The organism is Lysinibacillus sp. S1 (genome assembly GCF_044986265.1).
In the GTDB taxonomy this organism is placed as follows: domain Bacteria; phylum Bacillota; class Bacilli; order Bacillales_A; family Planococcaceae; genus Lysinibacillus; species Lysinibacillus capsici.
Map to the genome: position 1 here is coordinate 64795 of NZ_CP173154.1, position 26270 is coordinate 91064.

At 38.9% G+C, this 26270-nt stretch carries 29 protein-coding genes, 1 pseudogene and 1 riboswitch; of the genes and pseudogenes, 19 read left to right on the plus strand and 11 right to left on the minus strand.

Translation table 11 applies throughout. The features are described 5' to 3' along the window. Positions 1-42 precede the first annotated feature (42 nt). The 3 genes from moaC to ACHZEU_RS00330 are packed head-to-tail and all read right to left on the minus strand — an operon-like array spanning position 43 to position 1599. Positions 43-525, minus strand: a complete 483-nt coding sequence (gene moaC / locus ACHZEU_RS00320) for a cyclic pyranopterin monophosphate synthase MoaC (RefSeq protein ID WP_404803866.1) — start codon at positions 523-525, stop codon at positions 43-45. Next, positions 518-1108 (minus strand): molybdenum cofactor guanylyltransferase, encoded by a 591-nt coding sequence (locus ACHZEU_RS00325; protein WP_054550426.1) that lies wholly within the window; start codon positions 1106-1108, stop codon positions 518-520. Before ACHZEU_RS00325 ends, moaC begins: the two co-directional genes overlap by 8 nt. Further along, the gene (locus ACHZEU_RS00330; RefSeq protein ID WP_404803867.1) at positions 1105-1599 is read right to left on the minus strand and encodes a molybdenum cofactor biosynthesis protein B; all 495 of its coding nucleotides are present in this window, start codon (positions 1597-1599) and stop codon (positions 1105-1107) included. Before ACHZEU_RS00330 ends, ACHZEU_RS00325 begins: the two co-directional genes overlap by 4 nt. A gap of 107 nt (positions 1600-1706) precedes the next feature. Here ACHZEU_RS00330 and ACHZEU_RS00335 point away from each other — a divergent pair, with 107 nt between their 5' ends. The 5 genes and pseudogenes from ACHZEU_RS00335 (at position 1707) to moaD (ending at position 5216) form a co-directional block, all read left to right on the plus strand. Next, positions 1707-2723 (plus strand): thiazole biosynthesis adenylyltransferase ThiF, encoded by a 1017-nt coding sequence (locus ACHZEU_RS00335; RefSeq protein ID WP_288584813.1) that lies wholly within the window; start codon positions 1707-1709, stop codon positions 2721-2723. Between the two features lie 12 nt (positions 2724-2735). Beyond that, the gene (gene glp, locus ACHZEU_RS00340; RefSeq protein ID WP_288584816.1) at positions 2736-4025 is read left to right on the plus strand and encodes a gephyrin-like molybdotransferase Glp; all 1290 of its coding nucleotides are present in this window, start codon (positions 2736-2738) and stop codon (positions 4023-4025) included. Further along, positions 3995-4513, plus strand: coding sequence for a molybdopterin-guanine dinucleotide biosynthesis protein B (gene mobB, locus ACHZEU_RS00345; RefSeq protein WP_112118438.1), 519 nt, complete (start codon positions 3995-3997; stop codon positions 4511-4513). Before glp ends, mobB begins: the two co-directional genes overlap by 31 nt. Then, positions 4510-4986 (plus strand): annotated as a pseudogene (locus tag ACHZEU_RS00350) (molybdenum cofactor biosynthesis protein MoaE). Before mobB ends, ACHZEU_RS00350 begins: the two are co-directional and overlap by 4 nt. After that, positions 4983-5216: a molybdopterin converting factor subunit 1 gene (moaD, locus tag ACHZEU_RS00355; protein WP_004230585.1), complete on the plus strand. Its 234-nt coding sequence runs from the start codon at positions 4983-4985 to the stop codon at positions 5214-5216. The pseudogene ACHZEU_RS00350 and the gene moaD overlap by 4 nt, the downstream one beginning before the upstream one ends. Positions 5217-5253: 37 nt before the next feature. Here moaD and modB read toward each other — a convergent pair whose 3' ends face one another. Both modB and modA read right to left on the minus strand, forming a co-directional pair. Continuing rightward, positions 5254-5910, minus strand: coding sequence for a molybdate ABC transporter permease subunit (gene modB, locus ACHZEU_RS00360; RefSeq protein ID WP_279495265.1), 657 nt, complete (start codon positions 5908-5910; stop codon positions 5254-5256). 3 nt (positions 5911-5913) lie between these two features. Beyond that, the gene (gene modA, locus ACHZEU_RS00365; RefSeq protein ID WP_048392458.1) at positions 5914-6693 is read right to left on the minus strand and encodes a molybdate ABC transporter substrate-binding protein; all 780 of its coding nucleotides are present in this window, start codon (positions 6691-6693) and stop codon (positions 5914-5916) included. 162 nt (positions 6694-6855) lie between these two features. On the opposite strand from modA, the gene ACHZEU_RS00370 reads away from it, so the two are divergent. The 3 genes from ACHZEU_RS00370 to ACHZEU_RS00380 all read left to right on the plus strand — a co-directional run bounded on the left by ACHZEU_RS00370 (position 6856) and on the right by ACHZEU_RS00380 (position 9394). Continuing rightward, the gene (locus ACHZEU_RS00370; protein WP_004230582.1) at positions 6856-7782 is read left to right on the plus strand and encodes a helix-turn-helix transcriptional regulator; all 927 of its coding nucleotides are present in this window, start codon (positions 6856-6858) and stop codon (positions 7780-7782) included. A gap of 229 nt (positions 7783-8011) precedes the next feature. Next, a complete protein-coding gene (locus ACHZEU_RS00375; RefSeq protein ID WP_259951155.1) occupies positions 8012-8638 on the plus strand; it encodes a trimeric intracellular cation channel family protein in 627 nt (208 codons plus the stop codon). 54 nt (positions 8639-8692) lie between these two features. Beyond that, positions 8693-9394: an NAD-dependent deacylase gene (locus tag ACHZEU_RS00380; RefSeq protein ID WP_259951143.1), complete on the plus strand. Its 702-nt coding sequence runs from the start codon at positions 8693-8695 to the stop codon at positions 9392-9394. A 30-nt stretch (positions 9395-9424) separates the two neighbouring features. Here the strand turns inward: ACHZEU_RS00380 and ACHZEU_RS00385 are convergent, their stop codons facing one another. Genes ACHZEU_RS00385 through crcB (ACHZEU_RS00395) form a run of 3 tightly spaced genes read right to left on the minus strand, consistent with a single transcriptional unit; the run spans position 9425 to position 10475 of the window. Beyond that, positions 9425-9772 (minus strand): hypothetical protein, encoded by a 348-nt coding sequence (locus tag ACHZEU_RS00385; RefSeq protein ID WP_048392463.1) that lies wholly within the window; start codon positions 9770-9772, stop codon positions 9425-9427. 14 nt (positions 9773-9786) lie between these two features. Continuing rightward, positions 9787-10116, minus strand: coding sequence for a fluoride efflux transporter CrcB (crcB, locus tag ACHZEU_RS00390; protein WP_054550415.1), 330 nt, complete (start codon positions 10114-10116; stop codon positions 9787-9789). Next, complete coding sequence (gene crcB / locus ACHZEU_RS00395; RefSeq protein ID WP_404803868.1) at positions 10113-10475, minus strand: fluoride efflux transporter CrcB; 363 nt, start codon at positions 10473-10475, stop codon at positions 10113-10115. The genes crcB (ACHZEU_RS00390) and crcB (ACHZEU_RS00395) overlap by 4 nt, the downstream gene beginning before the upstream one ends. A 917-nt stretch (positions 10476-11392) precedes the next feature. Between crcB (ACHZEU_RS00395) and ACHZEU_RS00400 the strand changes: the two genes are divergently transcribed. Both ACHZEU_RS00400 and ACHZEU_RS00405 read left to right on the plus strand, forming a co-directional pair. Further along, positions 11393-13135, plus strand: coding sequence for an ABC transporter ATP-binding protein (locus ACHZEU_RS00400; protein ID WP_404803869.1), 1743 nt, complete (start codon positions 11393-11395; stop codon positions 13133-13135). Further along, positions 13132-14865 carry an ABC transporter ATP-binding protein gene (locus ACHZEU_RS00405; protein ID WP_404803870.1) on the plus strand — a complete coding sequence of 578 codons (1734 nt, stop codon included), beginning with the start codon at positions 13132-13134 and terminating at the stop codon, positions 14863-14865. The genes ACHZEU_RS00400 and ACHZEU_RS00405 overlap by 4 nt, the downstream gene beginning before the upstream one ends. A gap of 44 nt (positions 14866-14909) precedes the next feature. On the opposite strand, the gene ACHZEU_RS00410 is transcribed toward ACHZEU_RS00405, so the two are convergent. Then, complete coding sequence (locus ACHZEU_RS00410) at positions 14910-15278, minus strand: hypothetical protein (RefSeq protein ID WP_048392470.1); 369 nt, start codon at positions 15276-15278, stop codon at positions 14910-14912. 195 nt (positions 15279-15473) lie between these two features. Here ACHZEU_RS00410 and ACHZEU_RS00415 point away from each other — a divergent pair, with 195 nt between their 5' ends. From ACHZEU_RS00415 to ACHZEU_RS00435, 5 genes are all read left to right on the plus strand, one after another. Continuing rightward, entirely contained in the window at positions 15474-15977 is a 504-nt protein-coding gene (locus tag ACHZEU_RS00415; protein WP_115673306.1) for an RNA polymerase sigma factor, read from the plus strand. Then, positions 15970-16971 carry an anti sigma factor C-terminal domain-containing protein gene (locus ACHZEU_RS00420; RefSeq protein WP_404803871.1) on the plus strand — a complete coding sequence of 334 codons (1002 nt, stop codon included), beginning with the start codon at positions 15970-15972 and terminating at the stop codon, positions 16969-16971. Before ACHZEU_RS00415 ends, ACHZEU_RS00420 begins: the two co-directional genes overlap by 8 nt. A gap of 174 nt (positions 16972-17145) precedes the next feature. Continuing rightward, a complete protein-coding gene (locus ACHZEU_RS00425) occupies positions 17146-17901 on the plus strand; it encodes an SDR family NAD(P)-dependent oxidoreductase (RefSeq protein WP_036077242.1) in 756 nt (251 codons plus the stop codon). Between the two features lie 25 nt (positions 17902-17926). Then, positions 17927-18355 (plus strand): MarR family winged helix-turn-helix transcriptional regulator, encoded by a 429-nt coding sequence (locus ACHZEU_RS00430; RefSeq protein WP_004230567.1) that lies wholly within the window; start codon positions 17927-17929, stop codon positions 18353-18355. Between the two features lie 396 nt (positions 18356-18751). Continuing rightward, on the plus strand, positions 18752-19525 hold the full coding sequence (locus tag ACHZEU_RS00435) for an IclR family transcriptional regulator (protein ID WP_404803872.1): 774 nt from the start codon (positions 18752-18754) through the stop codon (positions 19523-19525). 27 nt (positions 19526-19552) lie between these two features. Here ACHZEU_RS00435 and ACHZEU_RS00440 read toward each other — a convergent pair whose 3' ends face one another. Next, positions 19553-20752 (minus strand): aminotransferase class V-fold PLP-dependent enzyme, encoded by a 1200-nt coding sequence (locus ACHZEU_RS00440; RefSeq protein WP_115673304.1) that lies wholly within the window; start codon positions 20750-20752, stop codon positions 19553-19555. Between the two features lie 13 nt (positions 20753-20765). After that, a complete protein-coding gene (locus tag ACHZEU_RS00445; protein ID WP_404803873.1) occupies positions 20766-21854 on the minus strand; it encodes a M24 family metallopeptidase in 1089 nt (362 codons plus the stop codon). A 292-nt stretch (positions 21855-22146) separates the two neighbouring features. On the opposite strand from ACHZEU_RS00445, the gene ACHZEU_RS00450 reads away from it, so the two are divergent. From ACHZEU_RS00450 to ACHZEU_RS00465, 4 genes are all read left to right on the plus strand, one after another. Continuing rightward, the gene (locus tag ACHZEU_RS00450; RefSeq protein ID WP_048392475.1) at positions 22147-23082 is read left to right on the plus strand and encodes an LCP family protein; all 936 of its coding nucleotides are present in this window, start codon (positions 22147-22149) and stop codon (positions 23080-23082) included. Between the two features lie 351 nt (positions 23083-23433). Beyond that, positions 23434-23544, plus strand: a complete 111-nt coding sequence (locus ACHZEU_RS00455) for a hypothetical protein (protein ID WP_004230560.1) — start codon at positions 23434-23436, stop codon at positions 23542-23544. 150 nt (positions 23545-23694) lie between these two features. Then, positions 23695-24255, plus strand: a complete 561-nt coding sequence (gene lepB, locus ACHZEU_RS00460) for a signal peptidase I (protein WP_048392477.1) — start codon at positions 23695-23697, stop codon at positions 24253-24255. Between the two features lie 399 nt (positions 24256-24654). Beyond that, a riboswitch (purine riboswitch) is annotated at positions 24655-24754 on the plus strand. Between the two features lie 73 nt (positions 24755-24827). After that, positions 24828-26018: an MFS transporter gene (locus ACHZEU_RS00465; protein ID WP_404803874.1), complete on the plus strand. Its 1191-nt coding sequence runs from the start codon at positions 24828-24830 to the stop codon at positions 26016-26018. Positions 26019-26270 lie beyond the last annotated feature (252 nt).

The following is a 26270-nucleotide window of genomic DNA, read 5'->3' on the forward strand; positions in this document are numbered from 1 at the left end:
AAACAGAAAAAAATCGGCACAATAATGCCGAATTTTTTCTGTTTATTTATGCACAAAAGTGCCACTTTTCCCACCTGTTTTTTCAACAAGGTAAGTTTCTTTGATGACCATCGTCTTATCAACGGCTTTGCACATATCATAAAAAGTTAGTGCTGCGACAGACACAGCAGTGAGAGCTTCCATTTCAACACCCGTTTTTCCACTGCATTTAACAGTGGCTTGAATATGGAGCTCATAGCCATTCTCTGCTTTTTCATAGTCAAACTGGAAATCCGTACCCTGTAGCATGATGGGATGGCACATGGGAATAATATCAGCTGTTTTTTTAGCTCCCATAATCCCTGCAATTTGCGCAACTTGCGTCGGATCACCTTTTTTAATGCCACCTTGTTGGATGGCTTCATAGACCGCATCGGATAAAAGAATCGTACTGCGCGCAATGGCTGTACGTGTTGTGATTTCTTTTGCGGAGATATCGACCATTTTAGGACGACCTCCTTCGTTCCAGTGTGTAAAATTATTCATTATTAAACTCCTTTTTACTTGTTTGTGACCAGTCTTGTTGTGCGTTGATATTGATAAATGTTGAGCTATTGTCATCAAAAGGGACATAACAAACACGAAGTTGCTCTAAAAGCACTTTCATACTCCGTTTATTTTGTGCCGTTAATTGTGTCGCCTTTGGTAAAGCAGTACGTCGATATAATGCAGCTAATGGCTGATCGCGTAGTGCTTGCGTCGGAACAATGGCATCATAAGTGTCATCAATCAAACCTACCATTTTTTGGATAAATTCTGCATTCATATAAGGCATATCGCTTGCTACGACAAAAAACCATTCCACATCAGGATAGGCTGTCATGATATGATGCAAAGCAAAAAGAGGGCCTTGATGTGGCTGCTTTTCAATAACCCAGTGGACATTTTCCTGTCCAAACTGATGTTGTAAGTGCGCATTTGTAGCGATAATAAGAGGATCCAGCTGATTTTTTTGCAGGGCTATGAGACTATGTTTATATAATGGCTGTCCAGCAAACATCTCAAACATTTTTGGCTGTCCATAGCGAGAGGATTGACCGCCAGCTAACACTATACCTGCAATTTTCATACGCGCTTCAACTCACCGACAAAATGTTGGACTGTAGGTACTATGAGCTTCGTCATAGCTAAAGTCACCGCATTTGTAGAGCCTGGTAAAACATAAATGGCTGTTTGCTGAAGACTTCCAGCGGTGGCACGACTAAACATCGCCTTTGGGCCAATTTCTTCATAGCTGAGCATTCGAAATAATTCACCAAACCCCATCATTTCTTTTTCAAACAGAGGCAGAATGGTGTCATAGGTTTGGTCTCTTGGTGTAAATCCTGTTCCACCCGTAACGATAATGGTATTAATTGTTGGATCGCTGCACCAATTTTTAACATAATGAGCGATATCGAGCGGTTCATCCTTTGTTAGTTGGTAGTCTAGAACTTCAAATGCAGCTTCCTGTAGTAAGGACTGAATACGCTGACCAGCATGATCATCTGCCTTTGTGCGTGTATCACTGACCGTTAAAATGGCAACTTGAATTGGTTGCTGCTGATGTGTGGGATGCACAGTAAGACCTCCTTCAAATGCGTTTTTGCTAAAAAACATTGCTTTTATTATAATGCTATAAATGAAAAGGTCAAACGAAAATTCATAGAAAGAAAGGCCACATACGTATGCAAAATAGATATTCTAGACAACAATTATTTCACCCTATCGGACAAACTGGGCAACAATCCCTTCAGCAAAAACACGTCCTTATTATAGGTGCGGGGGCATTGGGGAGTGCTAGTGCAGAAGCGCTTGTGCGAGCAGGTATTGGCAGGCTGACACTCATTGATCGTGATTATGTAGAGTGGAGTAATTTACAAAGACAGCAATTATATACAGAGCTAGATGCACAAGAAAAAATGCCCAAAGTTATCGCAGCTAAAAAGCGTCTCCAACAAATAAACACAGAGGTAGAAATTCATGTCGGCATTATGGATGCTTGTACAGAGACCTTGCTACCATTACTAGAAGATGTTGATGTGATGGTCGATGCGACCGATAATTTTGATGTTCGTTTTGTCATGAATGACCTTGCGCAAAAATATCGTATTCCTTGGGTATATGGCTCTTGTGTTGGTAGTTATGGTGCGACTTACACGGTTGTACCAGGTAAAACGCCTTGTTTGCATTGTTTATTAAAGGTGATGCCCCATACAGGGATGACTTGTGATACCGTTGGCATTATTAGTCCAGCAGTTCAAATTGTTGCTGCTTATCAGGTGGCAGAGGTTTTCAAGCTGCTTGTTGGAGATGACAAAGCCTTACGAAAAAGCTACTTAACGTTTGATGTTTGGCACAATCAACACTATGAAATCAATGTGGAGAAAATAAGGCAAGGTGATTGTCCATCTTGTGGCGACAAGCCGACCTATCCTTACCTATCCTATGAAAATCAAACGAAATTACAGATCCTTTGTGGCCGAGACGCGGTACAAATTCGACCACCAAAGCCCATTTACTATTCGCTTGATCAGCTGGCAAATCAGCTCCGTTCCCACGGAGAAGTCCAGGTTAATCCTTATTTGCTATCTTGCCAAGCGGACGATTACCGAATCGTTATTTTCCAAGATGGGCGAGTTGTGATACATGGTATACAAGATATACAGAAAGCCAAAAGCATTTATTATCGTTTATTAGGTTAGGGAGTGTACCAAATGGTAGAAAAAAGACAACCAATTCCTGTGGCAGAAGCCGTTCATCGTGTAATGGACTATGCCTTTCAAGCAAAAAAGGAGCATGTGTCATTAACGCAAGCACATGGACGCTTTATAGCACAAGCTATTAGAGCCGATCATGATGTACCTGCTTTTGATCGTTCACCGTATGATGGCTATGCCATTCGCTCCGTCGATAGCCAAGAGGCATCTTCACAGCATCCAGTCCGCTTTCAAGTCGTTGGAGAAATTGGCGCAGGCTATGTCTATGAAGACGTAGTTGGCGATCATCAAGCAGTCCGCATTATGACAGGGGCGCCGATACCGCAAGGTTGTGATGCAGTGGTCATGCTAGAATTAACCCAAACATTCGAAGAAAATCATCAAAAGTATATGTCGATTAAACGACCTTTTGAAGCAGGTACTAATATTTCCTATAAAGGGGAAGATGTGCAGCAAGGCGCAGTTCTCATTGAACAAGGCCAATATATTAACCCGGGTGTGATGGCCTTACTTGCTACTTTTGGCTATGAGCAAGTACCTGTTTATCGTAAAACAGTTATTGGTGTGCTTGCCACTGGTAGCGAATTACTAGAGCCAGGTGAAGCTTTACAGCCAGGTAAGATTCGCAATAGTAATGCCTATATGATGATGGCGCAAATTGAGCGTGCTGGGGCAGAAGTGAAATATTTCGGCAAGTTGAGTGATGATCTTACATTATGTATTGATCGTGTTGAAAAGGCCCTACAGGAGGTTGATATTTTAATTACAACGGGTGGCGTTTCCGTAGGTGATTATGATTATTTACCAGCCATTTACGAAGCGATTGATGCAAAGGTATTGTTTAATAAAATAGCGATGCGTCCAGGTAGTGTGACAACGGTTGCTGCTCGCAACGACAAATTATTATTTGGCCTTTCTGGTAATCCTTCAGCCTGCTATGTTGGCTTTGAGCTATTTGTACGTCCGATTATACGTTCTGCATATGGGCATACTCAACCACATTTACGCAGAGAGCAAGCTATTTTAGGGGCTGATTTTACAAAGCCAAATCCCTTTACACGCTTTGTACGAGCTCGTATCGAATATGAAGAAGGGAAGCTCGTAACTGTCCCATCTGGGTTCGATAAATCGAGTGCAGTTTCATCTTTAGCGACAGCCAATGCATTCATTGTTTTACCAGGTGGCTCTAGAGGCTATGAAAAGGGTATGCAAGTGGATGTCCTTTTGCTAGAAGATCTACAAGGAAGTGAGTGGCCTTGGGACAATATCGAAAAATCTTACAGATAGTTGGCTATCAAAATAGTGGGAAAACAACATTGATGGAGCAATTGATCAGGCAGGCTACAATGGAAGGGCTAAGGGTAGGAACCATTAAGCATCATGGACATGGTGGAGTACCGACGATCGAAACTTCCAAAGATAGTAGTCGGCATGAGCAAGCAGGTGCGGTTGTTACAGCAGTGGAGGGGGCGGGTACTTTACGTATGAGTATCCACCAAAATAGCTGGCAATTGGCTGATATACTAGCGATTTATGAGTCCCTTCCACTGGATATCATGCTAATTGAAGGGTATAAAAATGAACATTATCCGAAGGTTGTGCTGCTGCGCACTGCACAGGATCAAGTACTACTACAGCAAGTAACCAATATCCTCTGTGTGATTTATTGGCCAAGCTGTCCGCTTGATCTATCCCTTGCAATCCCTGCTTTTTCGATTTATGAAGAATCACAATATATGGAATTTTTGTTGACAGAAATGAGGGGAAAACTATGACGACAGCGTTATTTGAAGTTATCGATCAACCAATAGATGTGGAGGAAGTAAGACAAAAAGTCCTTAGTCGAAATGCTGGAGCCATCACATTATTCATCGGTAYAGTGCGTGAAATGACAAMTGGTAAAAAAACGATGCATTTGGAATATCAAGCCTATCCAGCGATGGCGATTAAAATGTATGAACAGATTGCAAAGTAATTACAAGAAGAGTGGCCAGAAGCAAAAGTGGCCATCACCCATCGTGTCGGTCATTTAGCTGTTTCCGATATTGCCGTAGTGATTGCTGTGTCATCACCGCATCGTAAAATAGCTTACATGGCGAATGAATATGCAATTGATCGCATAAAACAAATCGTGCCCATATGGAAAAAAGAACATTGGGAGGACGGGACAGAGTGGATTGGTGATCAATTAGAAAATGTTCCCTATCCGCAAGGGAAACCAGCCATTCAGGAGGAGGAAAACCTGTGATTAACATTTTATTATTTGCTCACCTACAGGAAGCACTAGGTGAATCAAAGCTATCAGTAGAGCTGTCAGATGTGACAGTTGCGCAGTTAAAAGAGTGGATGGAAAAGCGCTACCCTCAGCTATCATTACAACAGATCATGACAGCGGTTAATGAGGAATTTGCAACGGATACGACGATTGTCAAATCTGGCGACACAATCGCCTTTATTCCACCGATCAGTGGGGGATGAGCAAAAAGAGGTAGTTGGCTTGAGCCAACTACCTCTTTTATACTTTCAGGATATGGATACTAAGAAGTAAAAGGAAGGAAATGGCGATCATACACAGAACCCATGTCCAGGCAAGGGGCATGTTTCCAGAATCGATGGCCATATATATTGCTAGTGGTGTTGTTTGTGTTTTCCCTGGAATATTTCCCGCAAACATAAGTGTCGCTCCAAACTCACCCAAAGCTCGTGTGAAGCTTAGAATCCCACCAGAAACAAGTGCCTTTAATGCAAGGGGAATGGACACGTAAAGAAAGACCTGCCATTCATTCGCTCCATCCACACGTGCTGCATTTTCAATATCTCGATCAACAGAGGCAAAGCCAGTTTTAGCTGATTGATACATTAATGGAAAGGCAACGATTGTAGAAGCGATGACGGCCGCCCACCATGTGAACATGATAGGTTGATCGAATAGCCAGATAATGATATCTCCTAACATACTATTTTTCCCGAAAATGACGATAAGCAGGAAACCGACTACTGTAGGAGGTAATACTAATGGTAATAGCAATACCGTTTCTAGCACTAGTTTGCCTTTGAAATCATGGGTTGCCATCCATTTACCCATTAAAATACCTGCTATAATAGCGATGATCCCTGCAACAAAAGCAATTTCGATCGAAAGCATAAGTGGAGACCAAAAATCGGTACTCATCTTTTATTGAGCCCCTTTAAATCCATACTTTTCAAAGACATCCATAGCTTCATCACTTTGTAAGAAGTGATAAAAATCCTCCGCCTCTTGCCCATGCTTACTAGCTTTTAGAACACCTACAGGATAAATAATCGGTGCGTGCATAGCATCATCGGCAGTTGCCACGACATTGACCTTATCAGAGACAAGGGCATCTGTTTTATAGACCATACCCGCATCCACATTTTCTGTTTCTGTATAAGTAAGTACTTGACGTACATCTTTTGTATACACTACTTTTGATTCGAGTGAATCCCACAGTTGCATATTTTTTAATGTGTCCACACCATACTGCCCAGCAGGAACCGTTTCGGGCGTACCGAGTGCAATTTTTCCTGCTTGTTGTAAATCTTCAAAGGATTGAATTTGCTTTTCATTGCTTTTAGGCACGATTAATACTAAATCATTGGCTAAAAGATCCGTTCCTAGCTTTTGATCGATCATTTCTTTCTCTACAAGCGCATCAAATTTATCCTTTGCTGCTGAAAAGAAAAGGTCTGCAGGAGCCCCTTGTAAAATTTGTTGCTGTAAAGCACCTGAACCTCCAAAGTTATAGAGGATTTTGATTGTATCGTGTTGTTGTTCATAAGTTGTTTTCAGTTCTTCTAAGGCATCCTGTAGACTAGCTGCCGCAGAAATTGTTAGTTCAACTGGTTCGTTTGTTGCCGCCTCTTGGTTACCACAGGCTGCTAATAGTCCGACTAGTACTAACATTGTCGCAAATAAACGATAATATTTTTTCACGATGAGTATACTCCTTTTATAACTCGTTATAACAAGACATAACTAATTATAATCAGATATAAATAAAAAAGAAAGTTAGTAAGGGGGAAAATGTCAAGATGTTCATAAGGCTATAAATACGTTACCATGTAAAATAGAGGCTTATAGGAGGAGAACTTTTACATGTCACAAGAACAATCCTATACGATTGAAGAGGTTGCACAATTATTAAAGGTTTCAAAATTAACAATTTATGATTTAGTGAAAAAGGGTGATTTGCCAGTTTTCCGCGTAGGACGGCAAATGCGGGTAGATCGTGCTGACTTGCAAACCTATATACAAAAACGAAAAACAGGTAGTATGCCAGCTGTGGCACAGGCTTCCATAGCCACTCCGACTAAAAATCATGCGAAAATTATAGTGAGTGGGCAAGATTTAGTATTAGATATTTTAGCAAAATATATCGAGAAACGACGATCTACGAAAGTATTACGCTCACATGAAGGTAGTTTTAATGGTGTAATGGCGTTGTATCACGGAGACTGTGATATTGCGAGTTTACATATGTTTGATGGGGATACAGGAGATTATAATACTCCTTATGTAAAAAAAATCTTTGTCAGCCATGCCTTTGTTCTCATCAATGTTGTATCACGTAAAGCAGGTTTCTATGTTCAAAAGGGGAATCCGCTGGAGATACGCACATTTGAAGATTTCCAAACAAAGACATTCACATTCATCAACCGTGAGAAAGGCTCAGGTGCTCGTACTCTGTTAGATGAGCAATTGCGCATTCACGGTATCGCTCCATCCACGATTGCAGGCTATACCCATGAAGAAATGAGCCACCTCGATGTCGCCTCTGCAGTTGCCAATGGACGTGCAGATGTTGGGATTGGCATTGAAAAAATTGCCAAGCTTATTCAGGTCGATTTTATACCAATGGTCACTGAACGTTACGATATTGTGTTATTAAAAACACCAGAAAATCAACCGCTCATCGATATGGTGAAGGAGATTTTAAATACACCTGATTTCCAATCTGAAGTAGCTGCATTAGGAGATTATGACATCTCTTTAATGGGCCAAGTCATGTATGAAACGCTATAATCAAAAATTCATATTGAGTTTAATAAAAAAATCAATTACAATTCTAACTAGGAAATTTTATGGTCGTTGTGTCAATTAGTATGGCACAGCAGCTATATTCTTTTATGATACATGGTGAGATGGATAAATTAGTAGGTACTACTGCTAGGATATTAGCCCACCATAAAATAGCTTGCGTACTCAATGCGCAACTATTTTATGGTGGGCTTTTTTGTATAGTAAAAAGGAGATGGATGATGTGACATGGTCAGTATTACATATCATTGGCATTATTGCCTACGCCATTAGTGGAGCATTTGTTGCGTTACAGGCCAACTATTCTTTTATTGGCATATTTGTGCTTGGTCTGACAACGTCTTATGGTGGTTCCATTATCCGCAATGTTGTACTGGATATCCCTGTGTCAGATATATGGGAACGGCAATCCTTATTAGTCGTTTTAGTCACGCTGACGACCATTTTATTTGTCAAAAGGAACTGGATTCATCATTGGAACCGCTGGGGCTATTTCTTTGATTCAATTGGCCTAGCTTCTTTCGCAATACAAGGCGGATTGTTAGCAAAAAGCTTACATCACGACCTAGGTATCATTATTATAGCGTCGATGTTTACTGGTGTTGGTGGAGGGATGGTTCGAGATTTGTTAGCTGGTAGAACACCGCTTGCATTAAGAAAAGAAATCCATGCTGTCCTAACATTTGTATGTGCCCTTTGTATATGGTTAGGGTGGGACAGCCCGCTTGAATTGTCAGTCATTGTTATTTTTATAGTAGTGATTCGCATGTTATCTGTGAATAATAAATTAAAATGGAAGCCTCCTTTTAAACATTCCTATAAGAATGCAGAGGAAAAATAGGTTGATTGTCGAAATAGGTGAAGGTAGTTTTAATTCGAAAAAAGGAGGGGGAAAATGGCAATAGAACATTTACGTGAGTGGTTACTATCCTCAAATAATACAGTGATTCTAACAGGAGCKGGCATGTCAACGGAAAGTGGAGTTCCTGATTTCCGTTCAGCATCTGGTTGGTGGAAACAAATGGATCCAAGAACTGTCGCGACAACGGAAGCATTAACAGATCATTACTCATTATTTCATGAATTTTATAAAACACGTATCGAAAACCTAGAAAAGGTGGCTCCCCATGAGGGACATCATATATTAGCTGATTGGGAACGAAGAGGTTTAGTGTCTCTAATCGCTACTCAAAATGTGGATGGTTTTCACCAATTGGCAGGAAGTCAATCCGTCGAGGAGTTACATGGTTCGATCCGGTCTATTCGTTGTCATCGTTGCCAGCAGGCGGCTGTCATGGCAAGCTTCTTGAATAAGGCTAGTTGCGCCCATTGTGGTGGGAAACTTCGTCCAAATGTTGTGCTCTTCGGAGAAAGCCTACCACAAGCAAGCTGGCACTGTTCAATGGAGGCAATTAAAACAGCTGAACTTGTCCTTGTCATTGGAACGAGTCTTGAGGTATATCCCGTCAACCAACTACCTATGATGACAACAGGAAAAACCGTGTATATTAATATGGATATGTCACAGCAGACAACCCCATTTGATCTGACAGTGAGGGGAAAAATAAAAGAAGTGTTGCAAAAACTTCAAATTTAAAAAAGGCGCCCTTGCAATTTCAAGTGGCGCCTAAAACATTTGAGGTAGAAATTCCCTCATGAATCGTTGATTTTTTCTTAACCATATCTTCAAAATCATGCGATGTGTTAACAGTTTATGCCTTTTATTTGGTCTCGCCTTTGCTTCTATGAGGCTCTGTAAAAGAATACAAGTTTCAGTTGCAAAAGCTTGAGGTTCAACGAGAACATCCAGCTTGTAATTAATTAACTGGGCTGTCTGAACCTTGGCAAGTAATTGCGCAAATTGTGTATTCATGGTAGCGTAATTTTCCTCTAATTCTAGGTCAATCAATGCATAGAGCGTTTGCTCTATTTCAACTTCTAATTCCTCCAATAACTCTTTTGACGGCTGTGTCACTAGTTCACCCTCTTTTATACGACTAGATAACCAATAGCTGCACAAAGTACGCCAATTAGCAAGGTACTGGCAATATAGCTTATGGCTTGTCTCCATTTTTGTTGTTCTATAAGCTGTAGACATTCAAATCCAAAAGTAGAAAAAGTTGTGTAGGCTCCTAAAAAACCTATGCCCATTAATTGCCATAACCAATCACTAAGATGTAGGGCAAATAAGAAACCAAGCGCAAAGGAGCCTGTACAATTAATAATAAAAGTCGCCCATGGATAGGGATGTACAAGTAATTTTCCTAAATAAAATCTAGAAAGAGCGCCAAAAAATCCACCAATTCCGACTAAAATCATGCAATACGCCCCCTAGCAAGTCGTATTCCCAGCCATGTGCAAGCTAATCCACCTAAAACACTTACTGTAACATAGAGTACAGCCTGTAGCCACTCGCTATTTTCTAGGAGTAATAGTGTCTCTAAGGAAAATGTCGAAAAGGTAGTAAAAGCTCCACAAAACCCTGTACCTACTMCTAGTACAATAGGTGTGCGTTTTATAAATGAAGTAAAAAACCATGCTAAGCAAAAGCAGCCCAGTAAATTAATAAACAGTGTTGTGAATGGAAATATTTCTGTATTGGGAACGGCGAGACTCAGACTATATCGACAGATGGCACCAAGAATTCCACCAATTCCCACGGCTAGAAATGACCTCAACATAAAAACCCCTTACTGAAAATGACTATAATGAAAGTGTATCATGAGACAAAAATTTTAGAAATATTTCAATTCGAGTTATGTCCCAAAATCGATTGTTGAAATGTATATAGTGTATAGAAAGTTATAGATGCGCATGAAATAATATTTCGAAATATTATATGTGGAAAATGAAATATCTTTTATTATAAGGACAATTCTTTGTCCCTCTTATGTGAAGCCGTTGACGGAAAACCCGGTGACGGCTAATCCATAAACGGAAATCCAGACACTACTAAATAATAAATAACTAAATAATAATTAACTAAATAAAGATGATGAGATAAGCATATGGAAGGAGTGCAACAGACGCAAAAAGAATATTCTAGTGTCTACTACTGGGTATCAAAATCACTAGTCGTGTATTTCAGTCTTTAGGTTAATGTTTGTGCCGTAGAATTATTGTAAGGTTATAGACAACACTGTAATTTTAAGCATGTTCTCCCTTTGATTCCTTAGAGCATTTCAATGCTTTAAAGCGCTAACTATTTCCTGAAAATGATAAAAAATAACAGGGTGATAGTTGACAAATATTTCTATAGTGTGATAATCTTCAAGAACACTATAACAAATAAACTAAAGGAGGGCATGACAATGTTAATTTTATCAGTATCAAATTCAATCACAGTTACATACATTGTCCGTGCCTAACGCTTTATTTACTATTGCAGAACTAGGTATGGAATTATCCTGCCTTTTATAAGAGACACTTACTCTTTTAGGGTATGTGTCTTTTTTTGTGCAAAAAAGKWWGTAGTGCAARCAAWAAAGGAGTGTATGTATATGACAAAAACAGTTAGAAGAATGATTTTCAAAAAGGAATTTCTAGAAAGTGGGTAGTCATCCACAACAGCACGGAGGAAAGAAGGTTATGATGTATGTTTGATGTGTTAAGTAAATTAGGCTGGTTCTTTAAAAAATACTGGAAGCAATATACGGTGGCCATTGTTCTACTAATGGTTGCCAGTGGATTAGAGGTTGTCCCTCCCTATTTACTCGGTTCTATTATAGATCTATTGACAGCCGGAGAAATGACCCCAGCTATTTTAACAAAATATGTCTTGATTTTTATTGGGATTATTATTGGGGGCTATTTATTAAATTTTGTGTGGCAATTCCGACTATTTGAAGGAGCTATCAACCTTGAGAAAATTTTACGTCGTAATTTAATGCAGCATTTTTTACGTATGACCCCAACATTTTATGAAAAAAACCGTACCGGTGACCTGATGGCGCGTGCAACAAATGACTTGAATGCCGTATCCACGACAGCAGGTTTTGGCATTATGACGTTGATTGATTCAACGATTTATATGGGTTTTATCATTTTTGCGATGGGCTATATGATTTCGTGGAAGCTTACATTTTTTGCTATGTTACCAGTTCCTATTATGGCGATCCTCATTCAMTAWTTAGWGAAAATTGTTCATGAGCGATATATGAAGGCACAAGATGCTTTTGGGGAACTAAATGATAGTGTGCTAGAATCTGTAGCAGGAGTGCGAGTGGTGCGTGCCTATGTGCAGGAAAAAAAGGATGAGGCTAATTTTGCAGATATGAGTGAAGTTGTGTATGCGAAAAATATTCATACAGCGAAAATCAATGCTTTATTTGGTCCAATTACAAAAGTCGGAACGGGCATTAGCTATGTTGTAGCACTTGGTTACGGGGCTCATTTAGTGGCAACTGAGGCGATGACGGTTGGGCAACTGGTCACGTTTAATGTTTATTTAGGTTTGGCTGTTTGGCCGATATTTGCGATTGGTGAGCTCATCAATGTTATGCAGCAGGGGAATGCCTCACTAGATCGCGTGCAGGAAACCTTGAACTACGAGGCGRATGTTCAAAATATTCCGAATCCACAAATGATTGCGACACCAAATGCGATTGGCTTTGATGCCTTAACATTCCAATATACGATGAGTCAGGTGAAAAACCTACAGCAGATTTCACTTTCCTTGAAAAAAGGCCAAACGCTTGGCATTGTTGGTAAAACGGGAGCAGGTAAAACAACCTTCCTACGCCAATTATTGCGAGAATACCCAATCGGTCAGGGACAGCTTTCCATTGACGGTATCGATATTACCGCTCAAACGAAGGAGCAGATCCTCGATTGGATTGGTTATGTGCCACAAGATCATGTGTTATTCTCACGAACTATTCGTGAAAATATATTATTTGGGAAAGAAGATGCAACACAAGCAGAGTTGCAGCAGGCGATACGTGCCGCGTATTTTGAAAAGGATTTAGACAATCTACCAATGGGCCTTGAAACACTTGTTGGAGAAAAGGGTGTCTCTCTTTCAGGCGGTCAAAAACAACGTGTATCTATTGCTCGTGCTTTAATTAAAGATCCTGAAATTTTAATGCTGGATGATTCACTCTCCGCTGTCGACGCGAAGACAGAGGCAAGAATTATTGAAAATATTCAGCGTGAACGTCAAGGTAAAACGACGATTATTACGACACATCGCTTGTCTGGTATTCAGCATGCCGATGTCATCATCGTACTGGATGATGGGCAAATTGTAGAGCAGGGAACACATGAGGAACTTCTTGCGCAACAAGGATGGTATAAAGAGCAATTTGACCGTCAGCAGCTAGAAGGAGGTGCCTCATGAGTACGAGTCAACGTTTAATGCGCTATGCGATGTATTTTAAAAAGCCGATACTATTAGGCTTATTCTTCCTAACAATTGCCGTATTCACGGAGCTTGTTGGACCGTTTATTGCGAAACATATTATTGATAATTACATGACAATCGGTCATATAGAAATCAAACCGATTACATGGTTGCTCATTGTGTATTTACTTTTAGCCATTGCAACAGCCATATTACGTTATTTTATGTATATTTATTTGCAAATTGSGGCAAACCGTGTCATCCAAAAATTACGTAAAGATGTCTTTGAACATATTCAAACTTTACCGATCCAATACTTCGACAATTTACCAGCGGGTAAAATTGTTGCGCGTGTAACAAACGATACAGAGGCAGTTCGGAATTTATATGTACAGGTACTATCGAATTTTGTAACGAGCTTCATTTCTATTTTTGGGGTGTATATAGCGCTCTTTATTTTAAATTGGAAAATGGCAATGCTTGCTTTAACCATGATTCCAATTGTTTATGTATGGATGATTTTATATCGAAAATTTGCCTCTAAATACAACGATGTCATTCGTACAAAAATTGCAGATATTAATGCCATGATTAATGAATCCATTCAGGGCATGACAATTATTCAGGCGTTCCGTCGTGAGCAGCAAATGACGAAGGAATTTGATGACATGAATAATGAGCATTATGCGTATGAACGTAAGCTGCTGGTGCTTGATTCAGCTACATCCTTTAACCTTGTGAATACGCTAAGACTTATCATGTTTACGGTCTTTATTTTCTACTTTGGTACACGCTCATTCACATCAACTGAAGTGATTACAGCAGGGACATTGTATGCATTTGTTGATTACTTAACAAAGCTATTTAATCCGATCACGAATATTGTGAACCAGTTTTCACAGCTTGAGCGTTCACTCATTGCAGGTAAACGTGTCTTTGAGGTGTTAGATACGAATGGTGAGCCTGTTTCTGAAAAGAGCATCCCACGATATAAAGGAAATGTGGTTTTCGAAGATGTTTCCTTTGCCTATAAAGATAATGAATATGTGCTGAAAAACCTGTCATTTGAAGCACATCAAGGTGAAACAATTGCCTTAGTTGGTCATACAGGTTCAGGGAAAAGTTCCATTATGAACTTGTTGTTCCGCTTCTACGACCCATCAAAAGGCAAAATAACCATTGATGGCATTGATATTACTTCTGTTCCACGTCAAACGATGCGTGAACATATGGGTATTGTGCTACAGGACCCTTACTTATTTACGGGTACGATTGCATCCAATGTTAGCTTAAACAACCCGCGCATCTCTCACGAGAAAATAGTAGCTTCCTTAAATGCTGTCGGGGGAGAACGTGTTTTAGCTAATTTACCAAATGGCTATGAGGAGCCAGTTATTGAGAAGGGCAGCACATTATCTTCAGGACAACGTCAGTTGATTTCGTTTGCACGCGCCCTGGCGTTTGATCCAGCCATTTTAATATTGGATGAAGCGACATCGAATATTGATACGGAAACGGAAGAAATTATTCAGCATGCGATGGATGTCCTGAAAAAAGGACGAACAACGTTTATTATTGCCCATCGACTTTCTACCATTAAAAATGCAGATCGTATTCTTGTACTTGATCGAGGAAAAATTGTAGAAAACGGCACACATGATGAACTGCTAGCGCTTGGCGGAATTTATGACAAGATGTATCAAATGCAGGCGAACTCCTTACAATAATAGCTTAAAAGCCCCACTTCAACTGTGAAGCGGGGCTTTTCTATTTATCTTACATATTTGAAGACATTGATAAAGAATAACAGGACAGACAGCGCTACAGCAATTCCACCACCAGACACGAAAAGCTCAAATAACCAGCGTGGTACATCCCAATACACCATCATCATGCCAACAAAAAGGAAGGGTAAACCGAGATTGTAAAGCCAGAACTGTGCTTTGGCGAGACCTGTCTCCGCAGCATTTTTATAAGTCGAATAAATTAAACCAATGAATCCAGTAGTCAGCCAACCTACCACACCAATATGAGCATGTGTCGCTTTCCATTGAAGTTGAACCGTATAATGCATAAACAGGCCAAAAGCAAAAACAATTAATAAATAAAAGACTGAAACCTTTATCCATTTAGCACCCATTATCCACAACTCCTTTCTTGAAAGTGATTTTAGCTAGCTGCTACAGTATATTCTTGTCAAATTAAAAAGATGCTTGTATGTATTTGAAAATAAATGTTGTTGGTTTTCACTAAACTAAAATATTTAATGAGAACTTTTTGTAATATGTAAACTTTTCATGGAGTTCTGCGTTGTATAGGCAGAAGGGGGGTGGACATGGTAAAGCAATCAATGAATGCGTTTCTACAGCAAGCAGGAACGCTGCTATATCGTTATTTGAGAAAACGTGGATTAGCCCATGAGGATGCAGAAGATATCGTCCAAGATACATGTTATAAATTTTTATTACATAAAAATGGAATTCAGTCAGACAAAGTAATGAGTTGGTTATATCGTGTAGCAACCAATCAATTTTATGATCTCAAGAGAAAAGAAACACGTCATCCAACAACAGAATTAGAGGAAGTTCAATTGACTTCATTCATTCATATTCCTGAGATCCAGATGCTAAAGAAAGAAAAATTAAAGGACATACAGAACACACTCGAAACGCTATCCATTTTGCATCAGGAATTATTAATCCTGAAATATGAGCTGGGATTATCGTATAAGGAAATTTCAGCCTTGATGAATAAGAATGAAAACACACTAAAAACGCATGTCAGACGTGCTAGGGAAGAATTTACTGAACGATTTAAGGAGGATGCTCATGATGAATAAAGAAGAAAATGAATTTTTGTTTGATGATAGACATACGAAAAAAATAATGAGAAAGGCAAGGTTTTGGTCAACAGTCAAAATGATTGGGATTACATTGGTCGTTACCCCAATTGTGCTAATAGCATTATGGTATGGGCTGAGGGCTTTATCGTTAAATAGTGCGCAAAAAGTAATGGATGATATTCATTTATTTAACGAAATAAGTGCGCCCAATGTCCAAATTAGTAATCAGGTTTATGACGATCATTTGCTGGGAGGGAAAATAACAACAACAACCTATAAGGTGCTTGGAAATCAGCATCGGCCATATATTTGGCAGCCTATCAAAAGCGATTATAATTTATTTGGAACGCTTACACGAACGGCCATTTCTAGCCCCATCCAAATAGAAGGTTCAGAATCACTGGCGGAAACATCTCAATTCGAACGGTTTAATGACTACACAGGTGACCGAGAAATGTTTTTTTATCATCCAAGGATTTCCTACGACCATTATCAAGATAATATTAGTGAACTGCATCAATTGGAGAAAAATACTTTAGTAGAAATAGCTATTTCTTTTGATGATGCCTATGATTTTGGTGAAATTAAAAGCAAGCTACCTTCTGAAGTACAAGTAGATTGGTGGTGGGTGGATGCCTATACAGATGATACACTAGATTTTTTTAAGCAAGGACAGAATACTATTTCAGCCAATGATCCATACATTTATGGCTTTCAATCAGAGCAATCCAAACCAAAACCTCGACGCTCTTCAATCGATGAGGTTGCGACCTTTATTCGAAACATTGAGCTTCTGCGTAAAAGCAAGAACTTTGAGTGGGAAACAAACCAGGTTTATCAAGCTTTAGTAGGGGGAAATGGCACCCTGGAGAAAAGTGATGTGAAAATAAGTGGGGCTGTAGTAACTGGTACTCCAGAGCAATTGCAGTCTTTACAAGGACAAACCTACATTAAAGGGTCTATATTTGGGGTAATATCAAATCAGAAATAGAGCGCTGGAAAAGAGAATCGGCACAATCATGTAGGAAAGATCAATTTTAGAAAAAGCTTATTTTGGATGAACCCTTCTCCAGAATAGGCTTTTTTATCTGAAACAATTTAGTTTAAAATTAAATAGTTTAATGTTAAACTATTAACAGATAAACAAGAAGGAGATGTTGTTGCAATGGGTAAACTACAAAACAAAGTGGTCATCATTACTGGTGGTGCAGGTGGTATTGGTAGTGGAATGGCAAAAGCTATGGTAAAGGAAGGGGCGATTGTTACAATTGTTGACTTAAATGCAGAAGCAGGCGAGGCAATGGCAAAAGAATTACAAGAAATGTCTCCGAAGTCTATGTTTTTACAGGCTAATCTAATGGAACGCGACCAATTACCAAAAATTATTGATACAGTCGTAGAAAAATACGGTAAACTAGATGTGCTAGTTAATAACGCTCATGCTGCTAAACAAGTTACAATAGAAGAAACTACACAAGCAGATCTTGATTTGTCATTTGGAACAGGTTTTTATCCAACCTTTTATTTAATGCAAGCAGCCCTACCGCATTTAAAAGAAACTAAGGGTAATATTATTAACTTTGCATCTGGAGCAGGCATTCAAGGTCATGAAACACAGGCTGCTTATGCCGCTGCCAAGGAAGCCATTCGTGGTATTTCCCGTGTTGCCGCAAATGAATGGGGACGTTTTGGTATTAATGTCAATATCATTAGTCCGCTTGCTGATTCACCAGGTGTACAAGCATGGGCAAAAGCACAGCCAGAGTATTATGAAGCGGTGAGAAGTAAAATCCCGTTAGGCCGTTTTGGTGATATTGAGCAAGATATTGGTCGAGTAGCTGTTTTCTTAGCTTCTGACGATTCTCAATACATTACAGGTCAAACGATTATGGTGGATGGAGGCTCACTAATGCTTCATTAATTCTCAGCGTTTGAGGAGGATTTTTTTGAAACAGACAAATATTTTTAAACTGATTCATATGATTGAACAGGTGAACAATGCGAATATTATACGTTTTACAAAAGCGTTCCCATATCCTTTAGGAATTTCACCAATTTTAGTTTTAAATGAGCTACATGTCAAAGGCCCTCAAAAACAAGCCGAATTAGCTGAGACAATCGGCTATACAAAAGGTGCTATGACGAGCATTGCTGAAAAGCTGGTCAAGCTTGGATTAGCAGAAAGACTATATGATCCATCCGACCGCCGCACCATTCGCTTACAAATTACAGATGAGGGTCAAAGTGCTTTAGCAAAGGCTCAATCTATCGGAAAAGAGGTCTTTGTACAGCTTTTTGAAGTATTAGATGATGAGGAAATTGCCCAATACTTGCGGATTCAAGAAAAATTAGTACAGGGTATCCAGCAGAAATAACCATGTAAAAAGATCAACCTACCTTTTAAGAGGTGGGTTGATKTTTCGTTGTTTAGGCGGATAACTGGCGGATAAAATTCRAAATGTGACGGATAAAAAGAGGATTCTGGCGGATAGCCTTCTTTTTTTGCATGATAGAATGGCTCTAAGTGGATAGAATGTCCAAACTGGCGGATAAAACTCAAAATGTGACGGATAAAAAGAGGATTCCAGCGGATAGCTTTCCTTTTTTAGGTGATAGCCATGCTCAGCACAATCCGAATGTCCATATGAACTGCTTGAAATGAAATAGTTCATTTAAAATCTAATTGTAAAATAGTTGAATTTATTGAAAATTGTCCGTCTTCATTTTATAATCAAAATACGGTTCTATTATAGAGACATTTGAGGTGTGAAATGACATTAAAAACATTAGATAACTCATTGGAGGTACTGAAATATTTTAATAAGGAAAATCCTACATGGGGTGTTCGTGAGCTAGCAAAAGAGATGGATATTAGTCACTCCATTATTTATCGGATTTTAGCAACCTTCGAAAAACAAGGCTTTCTTATTCAAAATCCTGAGACAAAAAAATATGAATTAGGGCTTCGCTTTCTAGAATATGGCCAGATGGTTAAAGATAAATTAAATCTTTCTGACTTTGTTTTACCAATTATGATCAACCTTGCAGATACCATCAAAGAATCCGTATTTTTAACATGGCTGGATGGAACAGATGGTGTCACAGTAGAAATAGCTGAGAGCTCTCAAACCATTAAGTTTTCAGTGTCGATTGGCACGCGGACACCACTACATATCGGGGCATCTTGTAAAGTCATCATGGCGTATCTACATGAAGAGAGACAAAAGGAGATCATGGAGCATGGGATGAAAAGATTAACTCCTGAAACCATTACTGACCCTGATGAAATGTTAGCCGATTTAGAAAAAATACAACAGMAAGGCTGGDGCTTTTCAACAGGAGAGTACTCTCATTCAGTATTTGGGCTAGGTGTACCTCTTTTTAATAGTAAAAAAGAAGTCATTGCCTCTTTAACAATTGCTGGCCCTATTTATCGTAAGCCAACAGAGGAGAAATTACCTGATATGGTCAATGTTCTTCAATATGGAGCGATGAATATTCAACGGTATTTCGATCAATACAGCTTTAAATTATATCATGAATAAGCATGAAAAAGAGGCTCAAGATAGACATTAACTATCTTGAGCCTTTGCTTGGATTTTTTTCATGATGGATACGGCCTTGTCAATTTCTTCAAACGTATTAAAATAGTGTGGTGAAAAACGGGCCATTTTAGAAATTTGATTGCGTTCCATAATGGTATTCGCCATAAATGTGCCAGCTTCAATGATGACCCCATGTTCTGCTAAAGCATTGGTTAGCTCATCTGGTGACAGCCCTTCAATGTTAAACGGCGTAATCGATAATCGATGAGCACTATTTTGAGGACCATATAAGACAATGCCTGGAATGGTTGCAAGCTGTTCAATTAAATAGTTTGTTAGCTGCTTTACACGATCATATATGTGATGGATACCGATATTGTTCGCATAATCAATAGCTGCCCCTAAGCCGAAAATACTTGGAATGATCGGACAACCTGGCTCAAAACGTTTAGCTGTTTCTAAAAAAGAATAGGCATTGTTCTGATAATCCCACTGGGTGCTGCCCCAGCCAATCATAATAGGCGTCAATGTTGGAATGAGTGCTTCTCGTACATATAAAATACCTGATCCTTCAGGGCCGCGTAGCCATTTCCGCCCACTAGCAACTAGAAAGTCACAGCCAAGTTCGGCAACATTAATGGGTGTTAAACCAAGTGTTTGATTGGCATTCATCAATGTTAGTACATGGTGTTGCTGGGCTAGCTGACATATTTCTTTGGCAGGCTGGAGTGCCCCAGCAGCGTTAGACATATGGGCAAAGGCAATTAATTTTGTTTGTGGTGTGATGAGTTGTTCAAGTGCATATAAATCTACCATATATTCATCATTGGTTTTTAACACTTTCAGCTGAACCCCTTGTTGCTGAAGGGCAAGCCAAGGCACATAGTTACTCAACATTTCTGTGTCGAGCACTATGACCTCATCTCCCTGTTTCCATTGCAAGCCACCTGCGACATAATTAATCGCCACTGAACCGTTTGGCACAAAGGCAATCTCCTCTTTTGTTGCGCCGATGAACAATGCTGCTTTTTCTCGAATACGCTCTACTTGCGCATACGTTTCTTGACGAAAAGAGGGCAAGTAGGGACCAATACTTGCTTGTTTTTGGAGATAGCTAGTCATTTCATCCACTACTGGCTGTGGCATGGCAGATGCAGCAGCTGTGTTTAGATAAATATAGTGTTCAAGTAGCGGCATATCCTGTTGTATTTTCCTCATATCGATCATGTACACACCAACCTTATAAAATGATTAATTCTTTCGAATAGGTCATTAAATTTTCGTAACCATTTTCTGTGACGATTAAATTATCCTCGATACGAACACCACCAACATCCTGCACATAGATACCTGGCTCCACGGTAAAGGCCATGCCTGGCTTTAACACTAGCTGATTACGCTGCATCATATAAGGCTCTTCATGTGCACTTAAACCAATGCCATGGCCAAGTCGGTGTGTGAAAGAATTGCCATAGACGGCATCGCGAATAATGTCTCTGGCTAGATCATCAATGGCATGAGCTGTCATACCTGGTTTTATGGCTGCTATGGCTGTTTCATTTGCTTGCTTCACAATGCTATAAATTGTTTTGAGCGTTGGAGAAACTTCTCCTAAAGCAACTGCTCTAGTCCTATCCGCCACATAGCCCTTATAAATCGCGCCAAAATCTATGACGATTAATTCACCTGTCTCTATTTTCTTTGTGCTCGCTCTACCATGAGGAAGTGCACCTCGATAACCAGAAGCAACAATGGTTCCAAAAGGTGTTCCCTCTGATCCACGTCGTCTCATTTCATATTCTAATTGGGCTGCGACTTCCATCTCTGAAATACCAGCTTGAATAATCGGTAATGTGGCTGCAAGACTTTCTTCGACAATCTGTACAGCCTGACGCATGAGGGCTATTTCGTGTTCATCTTTTTCCATACGTATATCACGAATGGTTTCACCGATATCACATAAAGTGTCATATGTAAGGTTTTCGATAGCTTTCTGTTCCTTCACGCGCATGGTGTCAAACTCAACGGCAAGTGTCTGCGCTGTTTCTAGTTCTTTTTTTAGTTGCTGGATGGCCTGTGACGGTCCTTCCTCATCCGAATAGGATAGGATTGTCCCTCCATTACCCAAGTCAACTTTTGTTAATTCTACTTGTGGAACGAGAAAGTATAATTGATGATGAGCAGTAATAGCGACTACTGTTAGGCGTTCACTTTGCTTTAACTGAAGACCTGTAAAATAATACATGTTTGACCCTGGCACTAGCACTGCTACATCAATTGACTGTTGCTGCATACGGGAAACGAGCTGCTCTCTTCTTTTTTGAAACATTGAGTGATTCCTCCTAAAAACGTTTCTATTATAGAGACGTTGTATCTGAAAAATAGTATATATCAACAATAATGAATTTTCAATAAATTAAGATAGCACCATTTTGATAGAGGGGAATGAATGTAAAAGGAAGATAATTGACAAATGAGGGAATAGTATGTTGTAAATTTAGTAAATACTAGTGTACGTCTTTTTTTCGTTCATTATGCATATAAGTAGACTAGATAAACTTTTTTCCAACTTAATACGTCAAAAAGAGGGGCAAAATTGTTAAGCAAGAAAGGACTTATGTATGGAAAAAAACATGAAACGCTCAAAAGAGAAAAAGAGCAAGAAAAAATTATGGCTGTGGATTGTTGGTAGCCTATTAGCAATTTTTTTAATTTTTATAGGTACTGCCTACTTTACCATCCAAAAAACTATGAATAAAATAAATACACCACTTATTCAAACAACAGATGCAGCACAACCAGAAGAAAAAACAGTGATTAAAAAAGATCCCTTTTCGGTTCTAATGCTTGGGGTCGATGAACGTAAAGATGATAGTGGACGTTCCGATACCATGATTGTAATCACTGTAAATCCTGAAAAGCAGACGATGAAAATGCTTAGTATACCCCGTGATACTCGAACAGAAATCGTTGGTCATGATACGGTAGATAAGATTAATCATGCCTATGCCTTTGGAGGCGTCCCTATGGCTGTGGATACGGTCGAAAATTTTTTAGATATACCCATCGATTATTATGTATTTATTAATATGGAGGGCTTTTTACAAATTATTGACACGCTGGGTGGCGTAACAATCGATAATGATATGGATTTAACCTTTGACGAATACCATTATCCAAAGGGAGAAATCACATTAGATGGTAATGAGGCCCTTATTTTTTCTCGTATTCGTTATGAAGATCCTCGAGGTGATTTTGGACGCCAAATTCGACAACGTCAAATCATTGAAGCGGTGATGAAAAAAGCCTCCACACCATCAACATTATTAAAAGCAACTGATATGTTGAATGTACTAGGCGACAATGTTCGCATGAACTTTTCGGTGAAGGATCTTATTCAGCTGCAAAGTATTTATAAAAAAATGGATAAGGATATAGAGCAGTTATCGTTCGAACAGGGAGACGGTGAAAGGATTAACCGCATTTGGTACTATATTCCGAATGAGGCAGAGCTTCAAAAAATACAAACAGATTTACAAAACCATTTAAAAAAGTAAGTAAGCAAGTTGCTTACAAATGTCGCATACTAGTTGTAAACTTTTTGGCCACGAAGGGAGGGAGATGAATGAATGGGAGGACCCAGGTGCTGAGGTATACAGCGCTGAATCATTGCATGCAAAGCTATGTACCTAAACGTAAAGTGCGAAAAAATCCAGTCCAATCAGCAATTAGAGGCCTACAAGTATTATGTTTAAAATTATTTATGTAAGGGATAAAAAATCATTCAGGTAGGGTGCATGCCTAGTTGAATGATTTTTTTGCTGTTATTCATCATTTTTCGATATTTCTTGAAATATCAGAAAATTAAGTGTATACTGACATTAGAAATGGTTAAAGGAGTGATTGTGATGATTGTAGGCACAATTTTATTAGCATTTGCATTACCAGTGGGTATCGTATTAGCAGTAGATTTATTAAACGAGCAGCATCACTCTGCTACACAAACTAACCATTCATAACGTTGAAACAGTAAAATATCAATTTCTAGACAATGTTACTTTGTAGCCTTGTCTATTTTTCTATGAATAGGAAACAATTTGTGTGATTCATTCGTCAATATATAGTGAGAAAATGTTATACTATTAAAAAAACAGTATCGGGGAATGAGCATGCAAGCGGAAAAAACATCCAATCTTAAAAAAGAAATATTATCCTACATCAAAATTATTGTCATTACAGCTGTTGTTGTTTTTGGCTGTAAGCAATTCTTATTTGCGCCGATTAAAGTACAGGGAGCATCTATGTATCCAACTTATCACGATAAGGATATTATTATTGTAAGCAAAACAAGTAAAATTGAGCGTTTTGATCAAATTGTTTTCCAATCTCCTGTCGAAGATGAGTTATATATTAAACGTGTCATTGGGCTTCCAGGGGATAAAGTGGAAATGAAAGATGATGTATTGTACGTCAATGGCAAAGCATATAAAGAAGATTATGTGAACCGTCAAACGGATGATCCTAATCAATTACGCATTACGGAAAACTTTACATTGGAACAATTAGTGAATGAAAAAGAAGTGCCAGAGGGCATGTATTTTGTGCTTGGTGACAATCGCCTAAAAAGTAGTGACAGTCGCCATTATGGTTTAATTTCAGAGGATGCTGTATATGGTGAATCGAAATTAATACTATATCCATTTAGTCATTTTCATATTGGCTCAAAATGATGAAAAAAGAGGTCACTCCATTGAGTAGCCTCTTTTTTATTGTTGGGGTAAATCGGTACAGCTTTTATAAGTGGGATAATAGACACAAATCCTTGAATTTTCAACGGTTTCCTTGATGGGCGATGGCTTACTTTTCATGGGAGATTGCATTGCTGGTTCTTCATTTGTGAACGCTTCTTCTACTAATTCTACGCCATAAAATAGTATTAAAAAATAGCAGACAAATCCTACTATACGCAAACAATCACCTCGTAAAATAGTTATTGTATGTTTATATATATGWTCAAATTCGTCGAAATATAAGCAGAAAATCGAAATTTTCTCTTGCCAAAAAGATTTTTAGAGGCAATGAATTCTATGAAAAAAGCTATTGTCAATGAAATTTTGATGTGCTACTATAGCTAAAGTAAATATTTGATCTGTATAACCTCAATAATATGGATTGAGGGTCTCTACCAGGAACCATAAAATCCTGACTACAAAACTTTGCTTCATTTTTGTAGTCAGGATTTTTTTAGTTTGTTTTAAAACAATCTCCTACAAAAATGAACGGTATCGAAGGGGAGATTACGATGAATTGGAGAGTTTATATTCTTGCTGTGACTACCTTTGCAGTAGGGTTAGTTGAATTAATTGTTGGTGGAATCCTGCCAAATATTGCAGAGGATTTAGATGTGTCTTTAGCGACAGCAGGACAATTAATTACTATTTTTGCACTTGTTTATGCGATTTCTGCGCCTGTCCTACTATCCTTGACAGCCAAGGTGGAACGCAAGCGCTTATTCCTTATTTCTTTATTTATTTTTACGTTAGGAAATTTAATGACCTTCTTTAGTACAACGTTTATCATTGTGCTAATCGCACGTATTTTCACAGCTATGAGTACAGCGTTAGTGATTGTTTTATCATTAACGATTACAACTAAAATCGTAGAGCCTCGCCATCGTGCTAAAGCACTGGGGCTTGTTTTTATGGGGGTAAGTTCTGCGCTGGTGATCGGTGTGCCAATGGGTATTTTTATTACAGAAGCGTTTGGCTGGCGAGCTGTATTTTTAGGTATTAGTATCCTATCAACGATTTCAATGATATTAATTGCTTTATTACTTGAAAAAATGCCAATTGGAGAAGTAGTGMCACTCAAGGCGCAAATTAAATCGCTGGCGAATTTAAAAATCCTGACAGCACAGTTAACTACCCTATTTATGCTAGCGGGCCATTACATGCTCTATGCCTATTTAACACCATTTTTAGTAGAGGCATTTGATATGAATGCTTCATGGATTAGTATCTGTTACTTAATCTTTGGTATTGCCTCTGTTAGTGGGAATGCTGTAGGTGGATGGGTGAGTGATAAAATTGGCACAAGTAAAGCCATAATTTTAATTGTCTCAGCCTTTGCCATTGTCTTATTTAGTATTCCTTATACAATTATTGCCCTTCCACTGTTTTTAGTATTTACGGTTTTATGGGGTGCGTTGAGCTGGGCACTGACACCGCCATTACAAAATTACTTAATTCAGGCGGATCCTCAATCATCGGATATTCAGCAAAGCTTAAATACAGCTGCCCTGCAAATTGGTATTTCTATCGGATCAGCAGTTGGTGGCGCAATGTTTGCTTGGACAGGGTCCGTTATGCACCTAGCTAGCTTTGGTACGATTCTAGTTCTTTGTGCATTAGGCTGCGCGATCTTTTCTATTAAAAGGGCACCTCTTGGACAGGAGCAGCACGTAGATTATCAGTCAGCACATCATCATTCATAATCGAACGATAGCCCTGAAAGGTATTGGGAAAGCCATCCCAATACCTTTTTAATTGGTTTGATGAATCTATTTTCGTACACTTCCCAAAATTAAATTCTCTATGGTTTCTTAGCATACTCTAATTACCTATGGAATAGATTGTTGTAGTTAATGAATTTACAGATTTGAGGAGTTTGAGATTTTAAGAGCGAATATTATTTTTAAGAAAAATAGTAGGAGACTTTCAAATCTTGTAAATGGAAGGAGAACTCA